Source organism: Paenibacillus sp. GYB003, assembly GCF_036577625.1.
Lineage (GTDB): Bacteria > Bacillota > Bacilli > Paenibacillales > NBRC-103111 > Paenibacillus_AB.
Window position 1 is genome coordinate 25,457 of sequence record NZ_JARBDC010000044.1, and the last position, 25,521, is coordinate 50,977.

The 25,521-nt window shown below is 59.7% G+C and carries 21 protein-coding genes; 19 read left to right on the plus strand and 2 right to left on the minus strand.

Going from position 1 to position 25,521, the window contains the following annotated elements:
- Positions 1 to 112: 112 nt before the first annotated feature.
- The 16 genes from hemW (at position 113) to PV407_RS15400 (ending at position 18,450) form a co-directional block, all read left to right on the plus strand.
- Positions 113 to 1,309 (plus strand): radical SAM family heme chaperone HemW, encoded by a 1,197-nt coding sequence (gene hemW, locus PV407_RS15325; protein WP_332090801.1) that lies wholly within the window; start codon positions 113 to 115, stop codon positions 1,307 to 1,309.
- Between the two features lie 141 nt (positions 1,310 to 1,450).
- A complete protein-coding gene (locus tag PV407_RS15330; protein WP_332090802.1) occupies positions 1,451 to 1,912 on the plus strand; it encodes an N-acetyltransferase in 462 nt (153 codons plus the stop codon).
- A gap of 109 nt (positions 1,913 to 2,021) precedes the next feature.
- Positions 2,022 to 3,047 carry a heat-inducible transcriptional repressor HrcA gene (hrcA, locus tag PV407_RS15335; protein WP_332090803.1) on the plus strand — a complete coding sequence of 342 codons (1,026 nt, stop codon included), beginning with the start codon at positions 2,022 to 2,024 and terminating at the stop codon, positions 3,045 to 3,047.
- Between the two features lie 40 nt (positions 3,048 to 3,087).
- A complete protein-coding gene (locus tag PV407_RS15340; RefSeq protein ID WP_332090804.1) occupies positions 3,088 to 4,614 on the plus strand; it encodes a TCP-1/cpn60 chaperonin family protein in 1,527 nt (508 codons plus the stop codon).
- Positions 4,615 to 4,657: 43 nt separating this feature from the next.
- Positions 4,658 to 5,257, plus strand: coding sequence for a nucleotide exchange factor GrpE (grpE, locus tag PV407_RS15345; RefSeq protein ID WP_332090805.1), 600 nt, complete (start codon positions 4,658 to 4,660; stop codon positions 5,255 to 5,257).
- Positions 5,258 to 5,307: 50 nt separating this feature from the next.
- Positions 5,308 to 7,155, plus strand: a complete 1,848-nt coding sequence (gene dnaK / locus PV407_RS15350) for a molecular chaperone DnaK (RefSeq protein WP_332090806.1) — start codon at positions 5,308 to 5,310, stop codon at positions 7,153 to 7,155.
- A 557-nt stretch (positions 7,156 to 7,712) separates the two neighbouring features.
- Positions 7,713 to 8,831, plus strand: coding sequence for a molecular chaperone DnaJ (dnaJ, locus tag PV407_RS15355; RefSeq protein WP_332090807.1), 1,119 nt, complete (start codon positions 7,713 to 7,715; stop codon positions 8,829 to 8,831).
- 226 nt (positions 8,832 to 9,057) lie between these two features.
- A complete protein-coding gene (locus PV407_RS15360) occupies positions 9,058 to 9,216 on the plus strand; it encodes a YfhD family protein (protein WP_442951667.1) in 159 nt (52 codons plus the stop codon).
- A 38-nt stretch (positions 9,217 to 9,254) separates the two neighbouring features.
- Positions 9,255 to 9,626: a hypothetical protein gene (locus PV407_RS15365; protein ID WP_332090808.1), complete on the plus strand. Its 372-nt coding sequence runs from the start codon at positions 9,255 to 9,257 to the stop codon at positions 9,624 to 9,626.
- Between the two features lie 255 nt (positions 9,627 to 9,881).
- On the plus strand, positions 9,882 to 10,514 hold the full coding sequence (locus tag PV407_RS15370) for an SGNH/GDSL hydrolase family protein (protein ID WP_332090809.1): 633 nt from the start codon (positions 9,882 to 9,884) through the stop codon (positions 10,512 to 10,514).
- A 778-nt stretch (positions 10,515 to 11,292) separates the two neighbouring features.
- Positions 11,293 to 12,063 (plus strand): DeoR/GlpR family DNA-binding transcription regulator, encoded by a 771-nt coding sequence (locus PV407_RS15375; protein WP_332090810.1) that lies wholly within the window; start codon positions 11,293 to 11,295, stop codon positions 12,061 to 12,063.
- Positions 12,064 to 12,368: 305 nt separating this feature from the next.
- A complete protein-coding gene (locus tag PV407_RS15380) occupies positions 12,369 to 13,331 on the plus strand; it encodes a metallophosphoesterase family protein (RefSeq protein WP_332090811.1) in 963 nt (320 codons plus the stop codon).
- Positions 13,332 to 13,546: 215 nt separating this feature from the next.
- Positions 13,547 to 15,034: a tagaturonate epimerase family protein gene (locus PV407_RS15385; RefSeq protein ID WP_332090812.1), complete on the plus strand. Its 1,488-nt coding sequence runs from the start codon at positions 13,547 to 13,549 to the stop codon at positions 15,032 to 15,034.
- Between the two features lie 85 nt (positions 15,035 to 15,119).
- Positions 15,120 to 16,400 (plus strand): glucuronate isomerase, encoded by a 1,281-nt coding sequence (locus PV407_RS15390; RefSeq protein WP_332090813.1) that lies wholly within the window; start codon positions 15,120 to 15,122, stop codon positions 16,398 to 16,400.
- A gap of 113 nt (positions 16,401 to 16,513) precedes the next feature.
- Positions 16,514 to 17,437, plus strand: coding sequence for a dipeptidase (locus tag PV407_RS15395; protein WP_332090814.1), 924 nt, complete (start codon positions 16,514 to 16,516; stop codon positions 17,435 to 17,437).
- A 95-nt stretch (positions 17,438 to 17,532) separates the two neighbouring features.
- Positions 17,533 to 18,450: a VanW family protein gene (locus tag PV407_RS15400; RefSeq protein ID WP_332090815.1), complete on the plus strand. Its 918-nt coding sequence runs from the start codon at positions 17,533 to 17,535 to the stop codon at positions 18,448 to 18,450.
- On the opposite strand, the gene PV407_RS15405 is transcribed toward PV407_RS15400, so the two are convergent.
- Positions 18,447 to 19,319, minus strand: coding sequence for a cation diffusion facilitator family transporter (locus PV407_RS15405; protein WP_332090935.1), 873 nt, complete (start codon positions 19,317 to 19,319; stop codon positions 18,447 to 18,449). The genes PV407_RS15400 and PV407_RS15405 overlap by 4 nt on opposite strands.
- A gap of 322 nt (positions 19,320 to 19,641) precedes the next feature.
- Between PV407_RS15405 and PV407_RS15410 the strand changes: the two genes are divergently transcribed.
- Entirely contained in the window at positions 19,642 to 21,279 is a 1,638-nt protein-coding gene (locus tag PV407_RS15410; protein ID WP_332090816.1) for an RNA polymerase sigma factor, read from the plus strand.
- A gap of 115 nt (positions 21,280 to 21,394) precedes the next feature.
- Here the strand turns inward: PV407_RS15410 and PV407_RS15415 are convergent, their stop codons facing one another.
- Positions 21,395 to 22,735 carry an LLM class flavin-dependent oxidoreductase gene (locus PV407_RS15415; RefSeq protein ID WP_332090817.1) on the minus strand — a complete coding sequence of 447 codons (1,341 nt, stop codon included), beginning with the start codon at positions 22,733 to 22,735 and terminating at the stop codon, positions 21,395 to 21,397.
- A gap of 525 nt (positions 22,736 to 23,260) precedes the next feature.
- Between PV407_RS15415 and PV407_RS15420 the strand changes: the two genes are divergently transcribed.
- Positions 23,261 to 24,265 (plus strand): aldo/keto reductase, encoded by a 1,005-nt coding sequence (locus PV407_RS15420; RefSeq protein WP_332090818.1) that lies wholly within the window; start codon positions 23,261 to 23,263, stop codon positions 24,263 to 24,265.
- A 122-nt stretch (positions 24,266 to 24,387) separates the two neighbouring features.
- The gene (locus PV407_RS15425; RefSeq protein WP_332090819.1) at positions 24,388 to 25,497 is read left to right on the plus strand and encodes an ABC transporter ATP-binding protein; all 1,110 of its coding nucleotides are present in this window, start codon (positions 24,388 to 24,390) and stop codon (positions 25,495 to 25,497) included.
- Positions 25,498 to 25,521: the final 24 nt, after the last annotated feature.

The following is a 25,521-nucleotide window of genomic DNA, read 5'->3' on the forward strand; positions in this document are numbered from 1 at the left end:
GTTATTTCCGGGAAATAACGGGAAATATCGCTCATGGCGGAACCGTCTTCCGTTATTATGAGCGTCACGAAAGCCGGGGGTCTCCCCCGGCAGAAGGAAGGAGGCGAGCGTTATGACGCACCGTGCGCCCGACGGCCGAATCGCGACGGCTTCCGGCCCGGGCTACGATCAAGCGCCGCCGCGGGCGGTTTATATCCACATTCCGTTTTGCACGAACAAATGCCATTACTGCGACTTCAACTCGTACGTCGTGCAGGGACAGCCCGTCATGGACTACTTGCGCGCGCTGGAACGGGAAATGGAACGAACCGTGAGCCGCATACCCGCGAAGTCAGTCGAATCGATCTTCGTCGGCGGCGGCACGCCGACGGTGCTGACGCCGGAGCAAATGCGGTATTTTCTCGGCACGGTAAACGCGTATTTCGGCGATCGCGCAGCGGATTGCGAAATTACGATGGAGGCGAATCCCGGGACGACCGATCCGGAGAAGCTGGCGGCGATGCGTGAAGGCGGCGTCAACCGGATCAGTTTCGGGGTGCAGTCGTTCGACAACAAGCTGCTGGAGACGATCGGCCGCATTCACAATACGGACGACGTTTACCGCAGCATCGAAAACGCCAGGGCCGCCGGGTTCGACAATTTATCGATCGACTTGATGCTCGGGCTGCCGAACCAGACGATCGGCGCGATGAACGCGACGCTGGACGCGGCGCTGGCGCTCGGTCTTGCGCATTACTCCGCCTACAGCCTCAAAATCGAAGAACATACGCTGTTCCATACGCTGTACCATAAAAACAAGCTGCCGCTGCCGGACGAGGACGAAGAGCTGGACATGTACTTGACGGTCCGGCGCCGGATGAACGAAGCCGGCCTGCGCCAGTACGAAATCAGCAACTTCGCGAAGCCGGGCATGGAAAGCCGCCACAATAAAGCGTATTGGCGCAATAAAGCCTACTACGGTTTGGGGGCGGGGGCGCACGGCTACGCGGGGGGCGTCCGGCATTTCAATATCAAAGGCGTTCAGGCCTACATCGACGCTTGCCGGACCGGTTTGCCGGTCAAGGAAACCCACGACGTCAGCCGCCAGGAGGCGATGGAAGACTTCATGATGGTCGGCCTCCGTTTGCTGGACGGCGTCCGCAACGACGATTTTCGCGGCCAGTTCGGCGTCCCGATGGAGCTTCCGTTCGGTGCGAAGCTGGAGAAAATGGTGCAAAGCGGGCTGCTCGAAGCCGTCGGGGACGGCTACCGGTTGTCGGAGCGGGGGCTTTTGTTCGGCAACGACGTGTTCGGCGAATTTTTGGAATAAAGGATGACGGCGAAAAGCTTCGGGCGACCGGAGCTTTTTCGTTTTCGGCCGGCGGAAAAAAGACGAAAAAATGTTCTTGAACGAACCGCCCGACTGTTGTATATTTATTCGTATTAATGAATGCAGCGGGTGGGGAAGCACATGACGGTAACATGCAGAAGAGCGACGCTGGACGACGTCGACTCGCTATACGACATCATTCAAAGCTATGCGGAAAAAGGCATCATGCTGCCGCGCTCGAAGGAAGCGCTCGGCCGCCATATCGATACGTTCGTGATCGCCGAGTTCGAGGGCCGGTTCGTCGGCTGCGGCTCCCTGTTCCGGCTCGGCAAGGACCTCGTCGAAATTCGTTCGCTCGGCGTAAGCGACGGCTACAAGGGCCAAGGGATCGGGCGCAAGCTCGTCACGTTTTTGACGGAGGAAGCGAAGGAGCAGGACATTCCGAAAATTATGGCGCTGACGTACGAGGTCGCCTTTTTCGAAAAAAACGGGTTTTCGGTCGTACCGAAAGAAATATTTCCGGAGAAAGTTTGGACGGATTGCATCCATTGCAAGAAGCAGCACAATTGCGACGAAATAGCAGTGTTGAAGCGCCTTGACTGACTTGACAAGGTGCTTTTCTTTTTGGTATTTTTGTTATAAGGTTTTAGCACTCCTTTGTATTGAGTGCTAACGACGCGCCGCAAGCTTGGCATATGGAGGAGGACCGCGCATGTTAACTGAACGTCAAAAACTGATTTTAAGCACCATTGTCGACGACTATATTCGTTCAGCTGAGCCTGTCGGGTCGCGTACGATATCCAAGCGGGGCGAGGTCGGATTCAGTCCGGCGACCATTCGCAACGAAATGTCGGACTTGGAAGAACTCGGATATTTGGAACAGCCGCATACGTCGGCGGGGCGCATCCCGTCCCATAAAGGGTATCGGTATTACGTGGACCATCTCGTGAAGCTCGGCAATTTGTCCGTCAAGGAACTGGACATTTTGAAGCTATTTTTCGCCGAAAAGCTGCAGGAGATGGAGCATATGATCCAGCACGTGGCGACGGCGCTGTCCAGCCTGACGAATTATACGTCGATCGTGCTCGGACCCGAGCTGCTCACCACGACGCTGAAGCATTTGCAAATCGTGCCGCTGAACGATTCGTCGGCGGTCGCCATCATCGTGACGAACACCGGGCACGTGGAAAACAAAGTGATCTCGATTCCGGACGGAATGCCGGTCGGCGAAATGGAAAGGCTCGTCAATCTGATGAACGCCCGCCTGTCCGGCGTGCCGCTGCTTCAATTCAAATCGAGACTCCACTCTCTGGTCAGCTCCGAGCTCGGCAACTACGCGAGCAAGTACGAGGAACTGATCCGGTTGATCGAAGGTACGCTGCAAAGCGACGAGGAAGACCGCATTTTCGTAAGCGGATCGACGAACATGCTCACCCAGCCCGAGTTCAAGGACGTCGACAAAGTGAAAAGCATTCTCGATCTGTTCGACGAGGCGCATACGCTCGTGAAGCTGTTCTCCTCGGCGCCGCAAGGCATCCAGGTGAAGATCGGCACGGAAAACAGCGTCGAAGCGATTAATAACTGCAGTCTGATTACGGCATCCTATTCGATAGACGGACAACTGCTCGGAACGATCGGCATTCTCGGACCTACGCGGATGGAGTACGGGAAAGTGATCAGCCTGCTTGACCATTTGTCGAAAGATATGGCCGTAGTGCTCGCCCGCTGGTACAAATAAGCGGCGCAGACAAGCGGATCGGAAGAGGAATCAAGCGGTTATGAACCAATCGAATCATGAAGAGGGCGAGCGCCACGCCGCGCTGCTGAACAACGCCGCCGCCGTTCGCGCCATCTGCTCGGCCGTCGAAGGCACGCTCGGGCCGAAAGGGCTCGATACGATGCTGGTCGGCGCTCGGGGCGACGTGCTCGTAACGAACGACGGGGCGACGATTTTGCAAAAAATGGACGTATCGCATCCCGCCGCCCGCATGCTCGTTCAGGTCGCGCGCTCGCAGCAGGAGCAGATCGGCGACGGAACGACGACGGCGACCGTGCTCGCCGGCGCGCTCGTGTCCGAAGGCGTCGCCCAGGTGACGAAAGGGGTCCCCGTGGCGAAGGTGGTGCAGGGGATCATGGACGGCGTCGGCTTCGCGTCGAAACGGATGCAGGAGCTGTCGCGCGGCGTGAGCGGACCGGACGATCCGATTTTGTACCGGATCGCTTTTGTCGCCGGACGCGAGCACGGCGACATCGCCGAGCTCGTCGTCGACGCCGCGAAGCGGCTCGGAGCCGCGCGTCTGGCGGAGGACGGCTTCCGTTTCCCGGAGCTCGTCGTCTCGCACGAGCGCCAGTCGAGCGAGGTGTGGCCCGGCCTGCTGCTCGAGCAGCAGCCGTTTCAACCGCATCAGTACGAGGCGGCGCTCGACAACCCGTCGGTGCTCGTCCTGTACGACGCGCTGGAGCCCGAAAAGCTCGGGGAAGAGGCGCTCGTCACGGAAGCGGGCTTTCAGACGTATATGCGGCTGAAGGAGCGGTTTGCGGACCATTTGCGCAAGCTGGTCCGGCTGAACGTGCGGCTCGTCGCTTTGGACCGCAGCGCGGATCCGGAAGCCGAGCAATTTTGCGCGGACAACGGCATCATGCTGCTGCAGCGCGTACCGAAGCGGGAGCTGGAGCGGCTGTGCGAGCATACCGGCGCCAGGCCGGCCCGGCGTTCGGCGCTCGGCAAGCCGGAGGCGGAGCTGGCCGCGTACGCGGGGCGATGCGGATCGCTGCGGTACGACGGCCGCATTCGCCGCGTGCGCCTGTCCGGCGGAGCCGGCAAGCCGACGGCGACGCTGCTCGTCGGGGCCAGCACGCGCGAGGTCGTCGGCGAGCGGGCGCGCATCGCCCAGGACGCGGCGGCGGCCGTGCAGGCCGCGATTCGCGGCGGCTATTTGCCCGGAGGCGGCTCCGTCGAGGTGGCGGTCGCCCGCGAGCTGGAGCGGTACCGCGAGACGATCGCCGGCCTGGAGGCGTTCGGCGTCGAAGCGGTCGCCCACGCGCTGCGCAAGCCGCTGGCGCAAATGGCGCAAAACGCCGGCTTCAACCCGCTCGAGAAGCTGGAAGCGGTGAAGGCGGCGCAGCTGGCGGAACGTTCGGACAGGCACGGCATCGACTGCGATACCGGGCAGGTGACGGATTGCCTCGCCGGCGGCATTATCGATCCGGCGCCGGTCAAGGTGCACGCGCTGCGCGCGGCCGGCGAAGTGGCGGCGGCGGTGCTGCGCATCCATACGGTAATCAAAATGAAATCCGACGATTGACGATCGAATAGAAGCGGGAAACACGACGGAGGTGCTACTTAAGGTGACGGAACAGGAGAAGCGTCAAGCGACTCTCGAGCAGGAAGAGCTCGTGAACGAGCCGGGCGGCGAAACGGCCGGGGAAGCGGCGGAAGCCGTCGAAGCGGAAGACCGGGCCGAGAACGAAGAGAAGGCTGACGAAACGGCGGCCGTTCGGCGCGAGCTGGAGGAGCAGCGGAAGCTGGCAGACGAGCATTATCAGCGCTACTTGCGCACGCAGGCGGATTTCGATAATTTCCGCCGCCGCGCGCGCCAGGAGAAGGAAGATTTTGCGAAATACGCATCCGCGAAGCTGATCGAGCAGTTGCTGCCGATCGTCGACAACTTCGAACGGGCTATCACCGTCTCGAAGGACAGCAGCGATCACGACGCGCTTCTGAAAGGCGTCGACATGATATACCGCCAGTTGGACGCGGTGCTCGTCCAGGAAGGGCTTACGCCGATCGAGTCGGTCGGGCAGCCGTTCAATCCGGAAGTTCACCAGGCGATCATGCAGGTGGAGTCGGAGGAGCACGAGGAAGGCATCGTCGTCGAAGAAGTGCAAAAAGGCTACAAGCTGAAAGATAAAGTGCTTCGGCCGGCCATGGTCAAAGTTAGCGGGTAATCGCATTTCGGCCACACGAACTTCACCCAACCATTAGGAGGTACACCATTATGAGTAAAGTAATCGGAATCGACTTGGGTACGACGAACTCTTGCGTAGCGGTTATGGAAGGCGGCGAAGCCGTCGTTATCCCTAACGTGGAAGGCAACCGGACGACCCCTTCCGTCGTCGGCTTCAAAAAAGACGGCGAGCGCATCGTCGGCGAAACGGCGAAGCGTCAGGCGATCACGAACCCGGACCGGACGGTCATTTCGATCAAGCGCCATATGGGCACGAATCATAAGGAAAAAATCGACGACAAAGAATATTCGCCGCAAGAAATTTCCGCGATGATTTTGCAAAAATTGAAGGCCGACGCCGAGGCTTATTTGGGCACGACCGTTTCCCAAGCGGTCATTACCGTTCCGGCTTACTTTAACGACAGCCAGCGTCAAGCGACGAAGGACGCGGGCAAAATCGCCGGCCTCGAAGTGCTGCGGATCGTCAACGAACCGACGGCGGCGGCGCTCGCCTACGGTCTCGACAAGCAGGACACGAACCAAACGATTCTCGTTTACGACCTTGGCGGCGGCACGTTCGACGTTTCGATTCTCGAGCTCGGCGACGGCATTTTCGAAGTAAAAGCGACCAGCGGGGACAACCGTCTCGGCGGCGACGATTTCGACCAAGTCATCATCGACTATTTGGTCGCCGAATTCAAGAAAGAGCACGGCATCGACCTGAGCAAAGACAAAGCGGCCGTACAGCGTCTGAAGGATGCCGCGGAAAAAGCGAAAAAAGAGCTTTCCAGCGTACTGACGACGACGATCTCGCTGCCGTTCATCACGGTAGTCGACGGCGTTCCGCAGCACTTGGAGCTGAACTTGACCCGCGCGAAATTCGAAGAAATTTCCGCTCATCTCGTAGAGCGTACGCTCGGACCTACGCGCCAGGCGCTGAGCGATTCGGGACTTTCGACGAGCGATATTACGAAGGTCGTTCTCGTCGGCGGATCGACGCGCATTCCGGCCGTTCAGGAAGCGATCAAGAAGCTGATCGGCAAAGAGCCTCACAAAGGCGTTAACCCGGACGAAGTCGTGGCGCTCGGAGCGGCGATCCAAGCCGGCGTTCTTACGGGCGACGTCAAGGATGTCGTTCTGCTCGACGTCACTCCGCTGTCGCTCGGCATCGAGACGGCGGGCGGCGTGTTCACGAAAATGATCGACCGCAACACGACGATCCCGACGAGCAAATCGCAAATTTTCTCGACCTACGCGGACAATCAGACGAGCGTGGAAATCCACGTGCTGCAAGGGGAGCGCTCGATGGCGGCGGACAACAAAACGCTCGGCCGCTTCATGCTCGGCGACATTCCTCCGGCTCCGCGCGGCATCCCGCAAATCGAGGTTACGTTCGACATCGACGCCAACGGCATCGTCAACGTATCCGCGCTCGATAAAGGGACGGGCAAAAGCCAAAAAATTACGATTACGTCGTCGAGCGGCTTGACCGACGAAGAGATCGACAAAATGATGAAGGACGCCGAAGCGCACGCCGAAGAAGACCGCAAGCGCAAAGAGCTCGTAGAGGCGCGCAACCAGGCCGACCAATTGATTTATACGGTCGACAAAACGGTGAAGGACCTCGGCGACAAAGTCGATCAAGGCGAAATCGACAAAGCGAACGCGGCCAAGGACGAGCTGAAGAAGGCGCTCGAAGGAAACGATCTGGAGACGATCACGAAAGCGACGGAGAAGCTGTCCGAAGTCGTGCAGCAGCTGTCCGTGAAGCTGTACGAGCAAGCGGCGCAAAACGCGCAAGGCGCGGACGGCGGAGCGGCCGGCGCGTCGGAAGGCGGCTCGGCGAAGCGCGACAACGTCGTCGACGCCGACTACGAAGTCGTGGACGACAAAAAGTAAGCGAAGCAGCGGGCGAAACGTTCGTCAAAGTCAAAGTCAAGGCTGGCCTTGGCTTTGACTTTCGTTTTGCAATCGCGCCGGTTGCGCCGGCTGTCGGTTGGGGGGATAGGCGCACGTGCGGTTTCCCCGGTCGGGGAAGCAGTTGCGCAGTTGCGGTACCCCCCGGATGGGAAGCGATGACGCATATTGCGATTGCCCCCCAGCGAAGGCGTTACGTTTCGATTGGTTCATTGAGTGGCGGCGGATCCATTAGCGGACGTTTGGGGCTCTTATTTGGTTGATTGACGGATAACGGGCTGATTAAGATGTTTTTGAGACTCTTATTATCGGTTTTTCGCTGCAATCGGGCCGTTTTGTCGGAATAAGAGTCCCGAAAGACCGGTATTTTACGCGAAAAATAGGCGATTTGGCAAAAAAATAGAAGGTCCAAAAGTCTTCTATATGCCTCCGGTTGGATAGGGCGACGATGGTTTTTTTAGGTAAAGCCCCAAAAGGACTTGGACTAAGCTTCGAAGGCATGCTACACTTTTGGGGGTAGTTTTGAGGGAGGTGGAACGGTGAGCAAACGCGATTTTTACGAAGTGCTCGGCGTAAGCAAGGACGCTTCGGAGGACGATATCAAGAAAGCGTATCGCCGGTTGGCCCGCCAGTACCATCCCGACGTCAACAAGGCGGCGGACGCGGCGGACAAATTCAAGGAAGCGAAAGAAGCGTACGAGGTGCTGAGCGACAGCCAGAAGCGGGCCAACTACGACCGTTTCGGCTCGGCCGATCCGAGCCAGGGAATGGGCGGCGGCTTCGGCGGGCAAGACTTCGGCGGCTTCGGCGACATTTTCGACATGTTTTTCGGCGGCGGCGGTCAGCGGCGCAATCCGAACGCGCCGCAGCGCGGAGCCGATCTGCAATATACGATGACGATCGAGTTCAAGGAAGCGGTGTTCGGCAAAGAAACGGACATTCAAATTCCGCGCACCGAATCGTGCGACAACTGCCACGGTACGGGCGCCAGGCCGGGAACGAAGCCGGAAACGTGTTCGACGTGCCGGGGAACCGGGCAGCAGGAGGTCGTGCAAAATACGGCGTTCGGCCGCATCGTGAACCGCCGCGTTTGTTCGACGTGCAACGGCCAGGGCACGATCGTCAAAGAAAAATGCTCGAACTGCCACGGAGCGGGCAAAGTGAAGCGCCAGCGCAAAATTCACGTGAAAATTCCGGCAGGCGTCGACGACGGCGCGCAGCTCCGCGTGTCCGGGGAAGGAGAAGGCGGTACGAGAGGCGGCCCTCCGGGGGACCTGTACATCGTCATCCGCGTGAAGGCGCACGATTTCTTCGAGCGCGAAGGGGACGACATTTTTTGCGAAGTGCCGCTGACGTTCGCTCAAGCGGCGCTCGGCGACGAAATCGAAATTCCGACGCTGTCGGAGAAGGTAAAGCTGAAAATTCCGGCCGGCACGCAAACGGGGACGTATTTCCGTTTGAAAGGCAAAGGCGTTCCGCGGCTGCGCGGCTACGGCCAAGGGGATCAGCAGGTCAAAGTCGTCGTCGTGACGCCGACCAATCTGGACGAGCAGCAGAAGGAGCTGCTTCGCGAGTTCGCCAGACAGAGCGGAGAGCATACCCACGAGCAAAACCAGTCGATTTTCGAGCGGATGAAAAAAGCGTTTTTGGGCGAATAAAGGTTGGCGAGGATCGGGCGGTTCGCCCCATCCCGCCGCGAGACCGTTACCCGGTTGCAAGCATGCCGGGTGACGGTCTTTTTTTGCGGAAGCTTGGACGTCCGTTTCGCAAACGCGCTTCCTTTGCGGGATTTGCCGCCGATCGCATAAAATTTTCCTCGGCAAGGAAACCTATGTAAGCAAGGATGGACCCATTCGACTATCGCAACCCGAAGGAGGAAGCGGCTTGAATTACTACGAAAACGAGACGGAACGGCAGGCGAACGAAGAGCTGCCGATCGGCAAAAACGAAGATGTGGAATTTTCCGAGGCGCTGGCGGATTCGGACGACCGGGAAGCGAACCGGCGGGCGGAAGCCGCGGACGAGCGTCAACAAAACGAGTAGCGGCGCGTCGCCGCGAACGGATGCGGAGGTGAACGAATATGGCGGAAAAAAACATATTGGCCTATTTCAAAAGCCGCGAGGAAGCGGAAGGCGCCGTCGCGAAGCTGAAATCGCTGCGCATTACCGATATGCGCATCGACGAAATCGGCCGGTTTCCCGGGGAAGGCAGCGATCGAATCGAAAATCCGATCAATGCGGACTTTAGCGGACTCGGCAATTTGACGTTGGGCGGAAATGTTTTGGACAGGGATGCGCGCATTTTGGCCGCAGCCGACGTGAGCGCCAGCGGAATGGCGACCGGAGGCGACGACGATACGATGGGCCGCAACTATTTGCTGACGGCGGTCATGGACGAGGAGGTCCATCATCAGGCGCTGCGCGCCGTGGAGCAAAGCGGCGGAATGCTGTAGCGATCGGGGGGAAACGGGTTCGGCCGTTTTCCCTTTTTTTCGAAGCAGGAAAGAGGTGAATTCGCCAAGCGATAAGCGAAGAGCTGCTTTCTGTACGAATAATAGGCCGCCGCTAAGCTTTTCTTATTTTCCGGCACCGAAAAAACGCGAAAAACTTGTCCGCTTAAGCTCGGATTCCCTTATAATGGGTTGTGGACTAATTACACCAAACGGAGGGAATCCATTTTGCTTATCGAACCGAAGAGCAGGCTAGTCATGATTGGAGACTCGATTACCGATTGCGGCCGCGCGAGACCGGTCGGGGAAGGCCGCGGGGAGGCGCTCGGCAAAGGGTACGTCTCTTTGGTCGATGCGCTGCTCGGAACGGTATATCCGGATCGCGAAATTCGCGTCACGAACATGGGAATCAGCGGCAATACCGTCCGCAACCTGAAAGATCGGTGGCAGACCGACGTGATCGAGCTGAAGCCGGACTGGCTGTCGATCATGATCGGCATCAACGACGTATGGCGGCAGTACGATTTGCCGACGTATACGGAGAAGCACGTGCGGATCGACGAATACGAGCGCACGCTGCGCGAGCTGATCGAGCTGACGAAGCCGGTCGTGAAAAAGCTCGTGCTCATGACGCCGTTCTACATCGAGCCGAACCGGGACGATCCGATGCGCGCCATGATGGACCGTTACGGCCGCGTCGTCGAAAAGCTGGCCGGGGAAGCCGGGGCCGTATTCGTCGATACGCAAAAAGCGTTCGACGCCGTGCTGCCGCATTATTATCCGGCCGCGCTGGCCTGGGACCGGGTGCATCCGAGCATGACCGGGCATATGGTGCTGGCGCGCGCCTTTTTGAACGAAGTCGGCTTCGACTGGAACGGCTCACAAGCTTAGTCCGTCTGGGTCGACCAGGCATAGGGTACCGGCAAGCGCCTTTTGGATCGGGATAAGCTTCCGCCGGAACGGCCAACCGTTCCGAACGCAGAAATGGACCGGCAATCTCGCAGCGCCGGAACGCGAACCCGGGCTTGCCTGGGCTCGTCTGTGCCAGACTGTCCCGACCGGAAATCGCGCTTGCCGGAATATACTTATATCGCTGAACGGGTGCATACGCTCCAACTATTGAGAAAGATCGTCCGCTGGACGGTCTTTCTTTTTTTATTGTTAAAAATTCGCTAAGCTAGAGCGAAGTGCGGCTTTCCGTACCGGAGACGGTGCCATGACCGTGCCCCACGGTCCGATGAGGGGACCTCTCTTTCTTTCGTTTCTCTGTAGAAGCGCGTCACATCGTATATGGTATTCACGGCAACCGGGCGGATCCGGATCGGTGGCTAACGAATCCATGCATCGTTATCGAGCCGAAAGAATGATGAAAACGATCCGATTTGCGGAAATAACGTTACCGGAGTTCGTTACAAATTCAAGCTGCCGCATTCGGCTGCGATAACGTTCGCTCGGTTCGTAAGACGTTGAAGCCGAATATCCGTTCCCTCTCTGCGATCAAGCGTATCGGTTTGCACGCCAAAGAACCGTCCGGTTCCGCCGGTCGGCGATCCGGGGCGATCCGCTTTTTTGTATTGACAAAAAGCACGCCCATCCCATAAAATCAACAACAAACAACATGATTGGTCATGAACGGTCATATACTGGAAGGAGGTCCGCTATCGCGATCATGTCGCTTTCGTACGAGGAACGGCGCAGGACAATATTGGAGCAGCTCGCCGAGCGCGAGAAGGTCGAGGTGCAGGCGTTGGCGGAACGGCTCGCCGTCTCGGCGGAGACGGTGCGCCGCGATTTGGAGCGGCTGGAGAAGGAAGGGCTGCTGAAAAAAGTATACGGCGGAGCGGTTCCGCCGCGGATGGAGCTTCGCGAGCCGCCGTTCGCGCAGCGGCTCGGACTGCACGAAGCCGGAAAGGCGGCGATCGGCCGGTATGCGGCGTCGCTCGTGCGCGAAGGCGAAACGATCATGGTCGACCACGGCACGACGATGCTCGGGCTCGTCCGGCATTTGCGCGACCGCGCGGACGTGACGATCGTGACGCATTCGGTGCCGGTGCTGCTGCTGGCCATGGAACGGTTCGCGGGCAAGCTGTTTTTCGCCGGCGGGGAGCTGAACGCCCGGCTGCAGTCGGTTGCGGGCGCGATGACGGAACGGACGCTCGGTCGGCTGAACGTCCATAAAGCGTTTTTGTCGGTAGGCGGCGTTTCGCTTCAGGACGGCATTACGGATTTCGACTACGGCGAAGCGAGCATATCCCGGATTATGCTCGAACGGGCGGAGGAAGCGATCGTGCTGGCCGACCATTCGAAAATCGGCAAAACGGCGTTCGCCAAAATCGCCGAGCTGGATGAGGTTCGCCTGATCGTCACGGACGGGGACTGTCCGCCGCAATGGCCGGAAAAGTTCCGGGAGCGGGGAACGGAGCTGATCGCGGTCGAATGAGACCGGACGAGTCCGGGAAGTCCGCCCGAATCCGGCAGAGGCGGCGCAGTCGGCGCAGTCGGGCCAACCCGACCGGGTTTGACCGGGAGCGACCGAGACCGCCCCTACCGGCAGAAACGAACGACAGAAACCGAACGACAGAAACCGAACGACGCAATCAGTACGGTACCGATCGATCGGCGAACGGACAGCCGGTCATAACGAGCGAGTGGCGACCGGCACCGACTTCACCCGCCGACCCGGCAGGCAACCGGCGGTCGCAGGTTCATACATACCGAAAGCAGCGTACATGGGGAGGCGCGAACATGAGCAAAAACAAACGGACATTGAAATTTCGCCCGGACGGGACGTTTACGATCGCCCAATTTACGGACGTACATTGGATCGACGGCTGCGAGGAAGATTTGCGTTCGCGGGCGCTGATGGAGACGGTCATCCGGGAGGAGAAGCCGGACGTGGTGTTTTTTACCGGCGACGTCATTTATACCGGAGGCGTCAAGGCCGGACGGCAGCCCTGCCTCGACCCGAGAGGCGCTCTCCGCGAAGCGGCGGCCTGCGCGGAGGAACGCGGCGTCCCGTGGGCGCTCGTCTTCGGCAATCACGACACGGAAAACTACATTACGCGCGAGGAGCTTGCCGCCGAGGTCGAGGCGTTCGCGCACTCCGTCTTCGAACGGGGACCGGCGGAGCTGTCCGGCTGCGGCAATTACGCGCTCGTGATCGAAGGCGCGGACGGCAAAGCCGCCGCGGCGCTGTACGGCTTCGATTCCGGCGCCTATTCCGGCCTGCCGCACGTAGAAGGCTACGACTGGATTCGCCGCGATCAAATCGACTGGTATTTGCGCGAATCGCGCCGGCTGACCGAACGGAACGGGGGCGAGCCGCTGCCCGCGCTCGCCTTCTTCCATATCCCGCTGCCGGAATACGAGCAAGTATGGCGAACGCGGACGTGCTACGGCAGCAAGCACGAGGACGTATGCGCGCCGAAGCTGAACAGCGGGCTGTTCGCCGCGCTGGCGGAAGCGGGCGATGTGATGGGGACGTTTTGCGGACACGATCACGTCAACGACTATTGGGGCGAGCTGCACGGCATCCGGCTGTGCTACGGGCGGGCGACCGGCTACAATACGTACGGGCGCGACGGGTTCCCGCGCGGGGCGCGGCTCATTCGGCTGAACGAAGGGCGGCGCGGCTTCGAATCGTGGCTGCGGCTCGACGACGGCACGGTCGTGACAAGTCAGCCGGAGCATATCCCGGAACGCGGATGAGCAAAAAATGCGGAATAAATCGTGCAATCCGCAAATTTTGAACAGAAACAAGACGGAAATTGCGCTAAGATGAGGCTAGGCGCGAGGCTGCGGTCCATCCGTCCGTCCGTTCGCCGGCGACCGGGCGTTCGGGAAAGTGCATTTTCCTTGGACCGGACCGCCGCCTCGCGGGAAACGCCGACTGACTGTCGCCACTTTCGTAAGGAGGTTCATCGATGCAAGCGATATATTCTGTCATTGAACAGTTGAAAAGCGGCGGTACGGACGCATCCGTGTACGAGCGGTCGCTGGCCGAGCACGAAGGCGTGCGGCTCGCCATGGTCAAGCTGGACGGCCGCAAAGCGCTGCTGGCCGAAGGAACGGGGCCGCTCGCGGACGCGCTGGACGGGGAGCCCGTCGCGGGCGGTCCGGCAAACGCCAAGCTATGCCCGCTGACCCATGCCAACCGGCTGGCGCTGAACCGCTTTCTCCCGTACACGGCGCCGCGCGCCTTCGGCACGAACGTCGCGACGATCGGGCTGGGCGACCGTCTCGGCATCGCTTCGCCCGGACATATCGAGACGGTGCGCGGCCGAAACATTCGCCCGATTCTCGCGCAGCAAAGCATCCGCGAGCTGAACCTGACCGGGCGCGACTACAAGGAAGTGCTCGACGCGGCTTGCTACGCGGCATTTCAAGAAGGGTACAAGGACGGCTTCGGCGCCGACGGCGACCATCTGAAGGTCGAAGCCGACATCGAAATGGCGCTCGGGCTCGGCTTCACGATGCTGACGCTCGACTGCTCGGAGCATATCGACAATACGGTGGAAGGGCTTTCCGATGCCGAAATTACGGCCAAATACGGGCAGCTGCCGTCGGACGTACGGGCGCATTACGAGAGCCGTTATTTGAACCGGACGTTCGAGGCGGCCGGAACCGTTTTCGCCTTCGACGCCGTTTCGCTCGCCAAAAACGCGCTCATCTACGCGAAGGCGATCGATTATATGGAGCACGTGTTCCGCACCTATATCCGAACGGCCGGTCGGGATATCGACTTCGAGGTGTCGATCGACGAGACGCTGACGCCGACCGACCCGGCTTCGCATTTCCTGATCGCGACGGAGCTGTACGACCGCGGGGTGACGCTGTTTTCGATGGCGCCTCGCTTTTGCGGCGAGTTTCAGAAAGGGATCGATTATATCGGCGACGTATCCCGCTTCGAGGACGAGCTGAAAATCCATGCCGCCATCGCCGACCATTTCGGCTACAAGCTGAGCATTCATTCGGGCAGCGACAAGTTTACCGTTTTCCCGATGATCGGCGTCCATACGAAGGGCCGGTTCCATCTGAAGACGGCCGGCACGAACTGGCTCGAAGCGATGCGCGTCGTCGCGAAAACGAACCCGGACCTGTACCGGCGCATGCATGCGTACGCCTATGGCCATTTCCACGTCGCGACCGCCTACTATCACGTAAAGGCGGACTTGAACGCGATCGAGCCGCTCGACAGCGTATCCGATGCCGAGCTGCCGAACTATTTGAACGACGAAGACGCCCGCCAAATGCTGCACATTACGTACGGCGTGCTGCTGCAGGCGAAGGACGAAAGCGGCCGGCCGCTGTTCCGCGACGAATTTTTCAAGACGATGGACGAAAACGAGCGGGCCTACACCGAAGCGCTTAGCGCCCATATCGGGAAACATTTGGAGCTTCTTGGCAAATAGCGCGGAGACGTGTACAATAAAGCTATGCACGCAATGCACACGTTAACAAGCCCAATCAACCATTTTCCGGGAAAGGAATCGTGACATGGCTATTCAAACCAAAGAAGAGCTTCGCGCATTCGTTCGCGAGACGGTCCGCACGACCCCGATTTCCGACATTCATACCCACCTGTTCACCGAGCATTTCGGCGATTTGCTGCTGTGGGGAATCGACGAGCTTCTTACGTACCATTACTTGGTCGCGGAGACGTTCCGGTTTCATCCGGAGCTGGAGTACGAGACGTTCTGGGCGATGTCGAAGCGCGAGCAGGCCGATCTCGTCTGGAAAACGCTGTTTCTCGACCATTCGCCGTACAGCGAAGCTTGCCGCGGCATCCTGACCGTCCTGAACCGGCTCGGTCTCGACGTGGCGTCCCGCGATTTGGAAGCGTACCGCGCCTTTTTCGCCTCCAAGACGACTTCCGAATATATCGATCTCGTCTTCGATCTGTCCGGCGTCGCCAACGTCTGCATGACGAACGATCCGTTCGTGGACGCGGAGCGCGAAGGGTGGCAGACGATCGAGAAGGTCGACCCGCGGTTCAACACGGCGCTGCGCATCGACCCGCTGCTTATGCAGTGGGAGGAGTCGACCTGGCAGCGGCTGAAAGACTGGGGCTACGACGTCGAGCGGCAGGTGTCCGATAAGACGGTCGAAGGCATCCGCGAATTTTTGCGCTTCTGGATTCGCAAAATGAATCCGCTGTACATGGCCGTCTCGCTGCCTCCGTCGTTCCGCTATCCGGAGCAGTCCGCGCGCGGCGCGATTATCGAGAAATGCATACTGCCGGTCGCCCGCGAGTTCGACATTCCGTTCGCGATGATGATCGGCGTCAACAAACGGGTCAACCCGGCGCTCGGGGACGCCGGCGACAGCGTCGGTCCGAGCGACGTCCGGTCGGTCGAGCGGATGTGCGCGCTGCACCCGGACAACAAGTTTTTGTGCACGATGCTGGCCCGGGAAAACCAGCACGGCCTCGCCGTAGCCGCCCGCAAATTCCGCAACCTGCACGTGTTCGGCTGCTGGTGGTTTTTGAACAACCCGAGCCTGATCGAAGAAATGACGCGCATGCGCTTCGAGCTGCTCGGCACGAGCGTGACGCCGCAGCATTCCGATTGCCGCGTGCTGGACCAGCTGCTGTACAAGTGGGACCACTCGCGCGACATTATCGCGAACGTGCTGATCGACAAATACAGCGACCTGCTCGATACCGGCTGGAAGCTGAAAAAGAAAGAAATCCGACGCGACGTGGCCGATCTGTTCGGCGGCTCGTTCTGGCGCTTCCTCGGCAAGCCGAATCCGGTGGAGGCGACCGTGAAGGCGTAACGGCTTAAACGCAATCATACGCAATCATCCCTGACAATTTCGCTTGTCGGGGATTTTCTTTTGTTTTATCGTGAGGAAGAGAGCAAAACGATTCGACGGGAGGACGATCAAGCATGCGAATTATCGACCTGCACTGCGACGCGCTGTACAAAATATGGAAATCGGGCGGAACGCTCGCCTACCGCGACGCCCCCGAGCTGGAGACGAGCAAAGAGCGGCTCGCCGCCGGCGGCGTCAAAGCGCAGTGCTTCGCCCTGTACGTGCCGCCCGAGGTGAAGGAGGAGCACCGGTTCCAGGCCATGCTGGACCAAATCGATTATTTTTACGACAACGTGCTCGGCCGCAATCCGGACATGAAGCAGATCGTCGAGTGGAGCGACTTCGACTCGCTCGGAGACGGGGAAATCGGCGCGATGCTGACGCTCGAAGGCGTCGACGCGATCGGGACGGATCCGGGCAAGCTTCGGCTGCTGCACCGGCTCGGCGTCCGGTCGGTCGGCCTTACGTGGAACCATGCCAATTTGGCCGCGGACGGCGTCATGGAGCCGCGAGGGGCGGGGCTGACTTCGTGGGGAAAAGAAATCGTCGCGTTCAATAACGCGAACCGGATATTGACCGACGTTTCCCATCTGAGCGAAAAAGCGTTTTGGGACGTCATCGAGCTGACGCATTATCCGATCGCCAGCCATTCGAACGCGAAGGCGGTTTGCGATCATCCGCGCAACCTGACCGACGAGCAGGCGCGGGCGCTGTTCGCCAAAGGCGCGACCGTTCACGTCATCTACAACCCGCCTTTCACGAAGAAGGGCGGAGGCGCGTCAATCGCCGATTTGATCAAGCACGTCGACCATTTTTGCGCGCTCGGCGGGGTGCGGCATATCGGTCTCGGCTCCGATCTGGACGGCATTTCGTCCCATATCGCCGGTTTGGAGCATGCCGGGCATACCGGCCGGCTGATCGAGGAGCTGCTGAAGCATTACACGGAGGACGAAGTGCGCGGGTTCGCCGCGGACAACTTTTTGCGCCGCCGGCCGTAACGTACGGCAAACGCTTAACATAAATTGAGCCTCCTTAGGAAACTGTATCTAGGAGGCTATTTTTCATTGCTGGCTGTCCGAGGAGGAACCGACACGTGAAAGCCGTATGGCTCGTTTTGCTCGCCGCGCTGCTGCAGCAGCCGGACGTTTCCGATTCGCTCGCGTTGGAGAACGACGGGCGCAACATACTGACAATAAACCGAGCGGATTTTTCGCTGCCCGGCCAGACGATGGTCGATACGGACAAGCTGAACCGGCTTCTCGACAAAGCGGAGCGGCTGACGTACGAGGCGCCGAAAAACGCGAAGTTCGGCGACGGCGGCCAAATCGTCCCCGCCCGGCCCGGCCGGAAGCTGAACCGCGAGGCGACGACCGAGCAGCTGTACGCTTATTTTTACGGCAGCGGGCCTGCTCGGGCCGGCGTCGCGCTCAGCCCCGTCTACCCGAGAGTCGACGGCGAGCTGCTGGCGAGCGTTCGCCAAAAGCAAATCGGCGCATACGCGACATATTTCAACGCGGGCAACAAAAGCCGATCGCACAATATCGGCCTCGCGTCGAAGGCGATCGACAGCACCGTCGTGTTTCCGGGCGAGACGTTTTCGTTCAACCGGACGGTCGGCAAACGGACGGAGGAAAAAGGCTATTTGCGCGCCCCGGTCATTGTGAGGGGAGAGCTTTCGGAAGGAATCGGCGGGGGCATATGCCAAGTATCGTCGACGCTGTTCAACGCGATCGACCGGGCCGGGCTGCAAATCGTTCAGCGCTATTCGCACAGCCGCCACGTGCCGTACGTGCCGCCCGGCCGCGATGCGACGGTGAGCTGGGACGGGCCGGATTTCGTTTTTCGCAACGCGTACAACCAGCCGGTGCTCATCCGCGCGTTCGCCGGAAGAGGCACGATGTTCGTCGCGGTGTATTCGACCGATGCGATCGAATACAAGCCGCGGGAAGTGCCCGGCATGTCCAAGCGGCTGCCCGAGGAAGTCCCGCTCGAAACCGGCGTCGGCCATTAACGGTCCTGCCGGTACCACGGGTTCAGATGGATGAGCACCTCGTCCACTTCTTGATGGCGATCCATGATCGCCTTTTTGATCGAGCGGGAAATGTCGTGGCCTTGCTGGATGCTCAGCTCGCCGGGAACGCTCACGCGCACGTCGACCAAGATGTAGTGGCCGTGCTCGCGCGCGCGAATCCGGTCGATCCGCTTCACCTCGGGAATGCTGCGAACGAGCGTCGTATACTCGTTCAGCTTATCGGCGCTCACCGCTTTTTCCATTAAAATATCCATCGCTTCCTGGGCCATATGCCAGGCGAGCTTCAAGACGAGAATCGATACGATAAGTCCGGCGGCCGGGTCTCCGTACGACAGCAGGTGTATGCCGTAATGGTCGCCGGCGAGCGCGAGAGCGATCCCGATAACGGCCGCGACCGAGGCGTACACGTCCGCCAAATGGTCGTAGGCGGTCGCGATCAGCCCTTTGCTGTTTTCTTTTTTGCCGATGCGCATCGTATACACATACAGCCACTGCTTCCAAATCAGCGAAACGACGGCCGCGGCGAGCGCCAGCACGCTCGCGTGACCCGGCTCCTCGAAAAAGGCGAGCACGGCATGGTAGCCGATATAGAGCGCCGCAATCACGAGAATGAAGGCCACGATCCCCGAGCCGAGCACTTCCGCCTTGCCGTGGCCGTACGGATGGTCCTCGTCGGCGGGCCGCTTCGAAATGCGCATCGAGCTGAGCGCGGCCATCGTCGCGATGACGTCTCCCGCATTATGGACGCCGTCGGCGATCAGCACCTGGCTGTTCGCCAGCAAGCCTACGATCAGCTTGAGCGCCGTCAGGACGATGTTGCTGATCAGGCTGATCCAGACGGCCAGCATCGATTTATTGTTCCCTCCGGTCACAATTGATTACCCCCTACAGTTTTTTTTCCCGAAGGAAACAAAAAACCTTGACCGTTTCCGGTCAAGGTTTTGGAATATACTTGAAGTTTATGCAATAATCGCGAATTCAATCCAATCACCGCTTTATCCAAATTCATGTCATTATACCACAGCACGGCCGCTTGTTTCAATGAGCGAGTGTAGGCGATGATAGGAACGGGGAAACGGCGGATTTTTTTTCGCAAAAATGGGGCTGCGGCCCAACCGTTCGTTCCGAACGCCTACTTGAATAGGGAGACGTCTCGCAAGGAGCTTGATCATGCTGCAGCAAAACGGGTTCGACGAATCGATGATCCGCCGCTATTCGAAACGGATATTCGGCTTTGCGCTGGCGAAGACCGGTCACCGGCAAAATGCCGAAGATTTGGCGCAAGAAATCGCGATCGCGCTGCTCCGTTCCGTACGGTCGGGCAAGCGGATCGACAATTGGGACTCCTGGGTTTATACGCTATGCTTCTACACATGGAGCAATTACGTGAACAAAGAAAAGCGGCATTGGAGACATGCCGATATCGACGACGTTCCTTGGGTCGCATCCGGCGAGCCCCCGCAATCCCGGATCGGGGAGGAGGACGGACTCGAGCGGCTGGCCATGGAAGTCGCCTGCTTGTCCAAACGGCATCGCGACATCGCGATCCGCTATTATTACGACCGCGAAAGCGTGGACCGGATCGCCGCTTCGCTGGCCATCGCCCCGGGCACGGTCAAATGGCATCTGTTCGAAGCGCGCAAAAAGCTGAGGGAGGGATTAAACATGAATGCGGAAGCGAAAAGCTTGAGCTTCAAGCCCGTTCGTCTGGGCGTCGGCCATAACGGGACACCCGGGCCGAACGGGGAGCCGAACTGCTACTTCCAGTCGCTCGTCGTATCGAACATTTTCGCGGCGGCGTACGACAAACCGTTGACCGTCGAAGAAATCGCCCGCACCATCGGTGTCGGCGCCGCTTATGTCGAAGACGAAATCGACAAATGCGAAAAGTCCGACCTGCTGCGCCGAACCGGGAACGGGAAGTACCAAACCAATTTCATCATCGAAACGCTCGCCGACAAAGCGGAGGAAAGCGCATTGCTCCGCGCGGGGGCCGAAACGATCGCCAAACCGATTTACGACGCCGTATCGTCGCGCCTGGACGACATTCGGGCGCTCGGCTTCCGCGGCAGCGACGCGAACGACGCGTTTTTACTGTGGGCGTTCGTTCCGTATGCGGTGTATCGGCATTATGGCTCGGTCAAGGACGCCGACTACTATAAACGGTACCAGCCGCCGGAACGAAAGGACGGAGGCAAATATATCGTTGCCGCGAGAATTATAGAGGAGCCGTCCGAATACGAGCGGGTCATTCCGGACTACGATATTGTGCGCAAATACGTCGCCAACGGCATCAAATCAAGATCGAGCGGCCCCTATTCCAGTCTGCAAATGGAAACGTGGTGGTCGGGCCTTCAGTGGCGGTACTTCGATGCGCCGCAATTATCCGAAATGGCGCGCATCGTCGAGCTGATCGAAAGCGGGGAGGCGCACGGCGAGTACGACAAACTGCTGATCAGCCGCATGGTCGAGGCGGGGTATGCGTCGAACGAAGGAGGCCGATTGAAATCGCTCGTCCCCTTTTTTACGAAGGAGCAGTTCCGGGAGTTCAATGCGATCGTCGACGAGGCGTTCGCGGCAATCGAAGCGAAACCGGTGCTGGAAAACGTGCACGATCAATTCGTCCGGCTGTGGAAAAAGCTGGCCCCCGCGCACATTGCGGAAACGGAAATCGTCAATAAGGCGATGAACAGCGGGGGTATGATTATCTTCGCGATTATGGAAGTTTTGGAGCGCCGCGGACTCCTTCCTTTGCCCGCCGAAGAGGAGAAGAAGCGGTTAACGACGATCCTGTGGAGCCGGAAGTAGGGCGGAAGCCGCAGGCAAGCGCGGCGGCCGCAGGACGGACCGCCATATAAAACGTTGACGAGGGAAAGCTCCCCGGCCGATACGCATACACGGTCAAGGGAGCTTTTCGTATCGCTTAATTCGCCTCGCGGCTCAGCGCCCATACCCGTTTATGGACGTTGTCCGGACGGGCCAGCCCGAGATTTTCCCTCAGCGTCCGGCCTTCGTACTCGGTGCGGAAAATGCCGCGGTTTTGCAGCTCGGGAACGACTTTGTCGACAAACGTTTGGAGCCCGCCCGGGAACACGGCCGGCAGCAGGTTGAAGCCGTCGGCGCCGCCCTCGCGCAGCCACGTTTCGATGAAGTCGGCGACCTGAACGACCGAGCCGGTAAACGTGGCGTGGCCGTGTCCGCCGTAGCTGCGGCTCAGAAACTGGCGGATCGTCATGTTTTCGCGGCGTGCCGCGTCGATGACGACTTCATGCCGGCTCGTAATGCCGACGTCGATCGAGCCGTACGGCTTCGCCTTGTCGACCGGAACCGGCGCGTCGAGCGGATAGTCCGCCAAATCGACGTCGAAGTAGCGGGACAAATACTTGAGCGACTTTTTCGCGTCGACGAGCGAATCGAGCTCGGCTTCCAGGTCTTTCGCTTCTGCCTCCGTATCGGCGACGATCGGGCCGAGACCCGGCATGACGAGCAACTGGTCGGGGGTGCGGCCGTATTTGGCGAGCCGCGATTTGACGTCGGCGTAAAACTGTTTGGCCGCGCCTAACGTTTGCTGGGCGGTGAAGACGACTTCGCCGGTTTTGGCCGCCAGCTCCTTGCCGCCCTCGGACGAGCCGGCCTGCACGAGCACCGGGTACCCTTGCGGCGGACGCGGGATGTTCAGCGGGCCTTTGACCGAGTAGTAGCTGCCCTTGAAGTTGATTTCGTGCACCTTGTTCGAATCGATGGTCGTATCGGCAGCCCGGTCGTACACGAGCGCGTCTTCCTCCCAGCTGTCCCACAGCTGCTTCGTCACCCGCACGAATTCGTCGCCGATCTCGTACCGCTTCGCCACCTCGGGATGGCCGGGCTTGCCGAAATTGTCGGCGTCCGCCTGCGAATGGCCGGTCACGATGTTCCAGGCGGCGCGCCCGCCGCTTATGTAGTCGAGCGAAGCGAATTTTCGCGCGACGTGGTACGGATCGTTGTACGTCGTGCCGACCGTGGCGATGAGGCCGATATGCTTCGTCAAGGCGGCCAGAGCGGAGAGCAGCGTGAACGGCTCCAGCCTCCGTCCGAGGCCGGAGTAGTTGTCCGCCATGAACAGGCAGTCGAATAAGCCCCGCTCGGCGATGCGCGCCAGTTCCGCGTAATAGTCCAGCGTCAGGTCGAGCTTCGGGTTCGTCTGGGGATGCTTCCAAGCGCCGGCATGATGGCCGGCTCCGCGAATGAATACGTTCAAATGCAGCAGTTTGTTCGATTGCGCCATTTCGTTGCACCTCGCTTTTTTGTTTTGCGAACGACCGACCTTCAGATGAGCGGGAAACGCAAAAAACCGGACACAGCCGAGGCGGCATGCATCCGGTTGACCGGTTTGTTTTGTTGTCATTCTGGATCGTTTAAAATCGCGTATCCCGATGAGTTTAGTCGAAATATAGCACGGTTCCGGAGGGCTGTCAACGGTGTTTTTGCGAAATTTCAAAACTCCGGAAAGGATCGATCGCAAGGCTTGGACAATCTTTTATGTTTCCAATCGGGCGATTGTTTGCAAAATAGGACGCGCATTTTTTTTCGCGGCAACGGCAAAGATCGGCCTTCATCTATGCGCCCGTTTCGAGGGGGCGTTCCGCGGTGGGAAACGGCCGGAATTGCGCGAATTGTCCAAACAATGCGGTTGACAACGTGCCGGAACCGTTGCTATAGTAAGTGCCATCGAGAAGAAAAAAACTTAAAAACCTATCGGCTTAGTGTGATTTTATCTCGCGACGGCGAACCGAAGAGGAGGATGCGGCAAATGGCCCATTATCGGCGATTGGGAAGAACGGGGTTGAAAGTATCGGAGGTCAGCCTCGGCACGATGGCGTTCGGACGGTGGATCGACGAGCGGGCGTCGGCGAGCGTGCTCGACGCGGCGCTCGACAGCGGCATCAACTTGATCGATACGGCGGACGTGTACGGCAAAGGGGCCGATCTCGGCAATCCGGAGTCGATCGGCGAGTCGGAGCACATTCTCGGCAATTTGCTGAAGGAGCGGCGGCACCGGATCATCCTGGCGACGAAGGTGCACGGCCGCGTCGGCACCGGGGTGAACGACGCCGGGCAAAGCCGGTATCATATTTTCCGCGCGGTCGAAAACAGCTTGCGGCGGCTGCAGACGGACTATATCGATCTGTACCAGGTGCACCGGTTCGATCCGGAGACGCCGCTCGAGGAAACGCTCGGCGCGCTCGACGATCTCGTCCGCCAAGGGAAGGTGCGATACATAGGCGCCTCCAATTTCGCCGCATGGCAGTTGGCGAAGGCGCACGGCATCAGCAGCTTGCACCGGCTGCACCGGTTCGAGAGCGTTCAGCCGGAATACAGCCTCATTTCGCGCGAAATCGAGCGGGAGCTGATCCCGTTCGCCGAATCGGAGCGCGTCGGCGTCATCGTGTACAGCCCGCTCGGCCGCGGCATATTGACGGGCAAATACCGCGCCGGCGAAGCGCCGCCGGCAGATTCGCGCCTCGCGAAAGGCGAGAAGCGGCTCGAGCTGCTGCTGCAAAAAAGCCACAGCTTGACGCTGCCCGAGGCGCTGAAGCCGCTGGCCGACCGGCGCGGGCTGACGCTGGCGCAATTCGCGCTGGCGTGGGTGCTCAGCCGTCCCGGCATTACGTCGGCCATTCTCGGCGCGTCGAAGCCGGAGCAGGTGACGGCGGCGGCCGCGGCATGGCACGAGCGTCTCGGCGCGGAGGAGCTGCAGGAGGTGGACGACATTACGGCGAGCCTGGTTGCGCCGAAGCTCCCGGTTCACAGCTGATCCGAACCGGACAGCGACATCGACCGTTCAAACGGAGGCAGTCCAGCCCGTATTCCTGACGGAATGCGGCGGACGACCTCCGTTTTATTTTTGCGACAAAGGTTTTGCTTGGAGGCGGACGTATGGCGAGCATTCGCATTCATCATTTGTACAAACGGTACGGCAAAGACAAGCACGCGGTCGTGAAAGATTTCCATATGGACATCGAGGACAAAGAGTTCATCGTGTTCGTCGGTCCGTCCGGGTGCGGGAAGTCGACGACGCTGCGCATGATCGCCGGGCTGGAGGACATTACCGAGGGCGAGCTTTACATCGGCGACCGGCTCGTCAACCATGTGCCGCCGAAGGAGCGGGACATCTCGATGGTGTTCCAAAATTACGCGCTGTATCCGAACATGACCGTCTTCGAAAATATCGCTTTCGGCCTCCGCATGGCGAAAAAGCCGCGGCACGAAATCGATCAGGCGGTCAAAAACGCCGCGCGCATACTCGAGATCGATTCGTTTCTGAACCGGAAGCCGCGGCAGCTGTCCGGCGGGCAGCGCCAGCGCGTGGCGCTAGGCCGGGCGATCGTCCGCAATCCGAAGCTGTTTCTGATGGATGAGCCGCTGTCCAACCTGGACGCCAAGCTGCGGGTCGCGATGCGGATGGAAATCGGCAAGCTGCACCGCAATTTGGAGACGACGTTCATCTACGTGACGCACGACCAGGTCGAGGCGATGACGATGGCCGACCGGATCGTCGTCATGAAGGACGGCGTCATCCAGCAGATCGATACGCCGGAGCGCATTTACGGGGCGCCCCGCAATACGTTCGTGGCCGGCTTTATCGGCTCGCCGCAAATCAATTTGCTGCACGGACGCATTTTGGAAAACAAGCCGGGGACGCTCGAATTTCATACGTCGCGGTTCGCCCTGCCGATTCACGAGGCGCACGCGGCGGCGCTGCGTAAGCACAGGCAAGTCGGGCGGGGCGTCATTCTCGGACTGCGGCCGGAGCATATCGGCCTGGAGGCGCTGTTTTCCGACACGGTCCTCGCCGGATCGCACCGCTTTTCGGAGCTGATGGGGGCAGACCGGTATTTGTACGCGGACGTCGGCCAGGACAGCCTGCTGATCGCCCGCGTCGACCCTTCCGTCCTTTACCGGGAAAACGAGCCGGTCCGGCTCGGAGTCGATATGATGAAGGCCCATTATTTTTATCCGGAATCCGGCGAACGGATCGCGGAATAGACCGGGCCGGGAGAGCGAAAGGAG

What these genes read in the sequence shown, in the direction of transcription:
- PV407_RS15375 (WP_332090810.1), top strand. Translation starts at nt 11,293, where the DNA reads ATGTCGCTTTCGTACGAGGAACGGCGCAGGACAATATTGGAGCAGCTC.
- PV407_RS15340 (WP_332090804.1), top strand. Translation starts at nt 3,088, where the DNA reads ATGAACCAATCGAATCATGAAGAGGGCGAGCGCCACGCCGCGCTGCTG.
- PV407_RS15385 (WP_332090812.1), top strand. Translation starts at nt 13,547, where the DNA reads ATGCAAGCGATATATTCTGTCATTGAACAGTTGAAAAGCGGCGGTACG.
- PV407_RS15420 (WP_332090818.1), top strand. Translation starts at nt 23,261, where the DNA reads ATGGCCCATTATCGGCGATTGGGAAGAACGGGGTTGAAAGTATCGGAG.
- PV407_RS15395 (WP_332090814.1), top strand. Translation starts at nt 16,514, where the DNA reads ATGCGAATTATCGACCTGCACTGCGACGCGCTGTACAAAATATGGAAA.
- PV407_RS15370 (WP_332090809.1), top strand. Translation starts at nt 9,882, where the DNA reads ATGATTGGAGACTCGATTACCGATTGCGGCCGCGCGAGACCGGTCGGG.
- PV407_RS15410 (WP_332090816.1), top strand. Translation starts at nt 19,642, where the DNA reads ATGCTGCAGCAAAACGGGTTCGACGAATCGATGATCCGCCGCTATTCG.
- PV407_RS15365 (WP_332090808.1), top strand. Translation starts at nt 9,255, where the DNA reads ATGGCGGAAAAAAACATATTGGCCTATTTCAAAAGCCGCGAGGAAGCG.
- PV407_RS15415 (WP_332090817.1), bottom strand. Translation starts at nt 22,735, where the DNA reads ATGGCGCAATCGAACAAACTGCTGCATTTGAACGTATTCATTCGCGGA.
- PV407_RS15330 (WP_332090802.1), top strand. Translation starts at nt 1,451, where the DNA reads ATGACGGTAACATGCAGAAGAGCGACGCTGGACGACGTCGACTCGCTA.
- PV407_RS15390 (WP_332090813.1), top strand. Translation starts at nt 15,120, where the DNA reads ATGGCTATTCAAACCAAAGAAGAGCTTCGCGCATTCGTTCGCGAGACG.
- hemW (WP_332090801.1), top strand. Translation starts at nt 113, where the DNA reads ATGACGCACCGTGCGCCCGACGGCCGAATCGCGACGGCTTCCGGCCCG.
- PV407_RS15405 (WP_332090935.1), bottom strand. Translation starts at nt 19,319, where the DNA reads ATGCTGGCCGTCTGGATCAGCCTGATCAGCAACATCGTCCTGACGGCG.
- PV407_RS15380 (WP_332090811.1), top strand. Translation starts at nt 12,369, where the DNA reads ATGAGCAAAAACAAACGGACATTGAAATTTCGCCCGGACGGGACGTTT.
- dnaK (WP_332090806.1), top strand. Translation starts at nt 5,308, where the DNA reads ATGAGTAAAGTAATCGGAATCGACTTGGGTACGACGAACTCTTGCGTA.
- hrcA (WP_332090803.1), top strand. Translation starts at nt 2,022, where the DNA reads ATGTTAACTGAACGTCAAAAACTGATTTTAAGCACCATTGTCGACGAC.
- PV407_RS15425 (WP_332090819.1), top strand. Translation starts at nt 24,388, where the DNA reads ATGGCGAGCATTCGCATTCATCATTTGTACAAACGGTACGGCAAAGAC.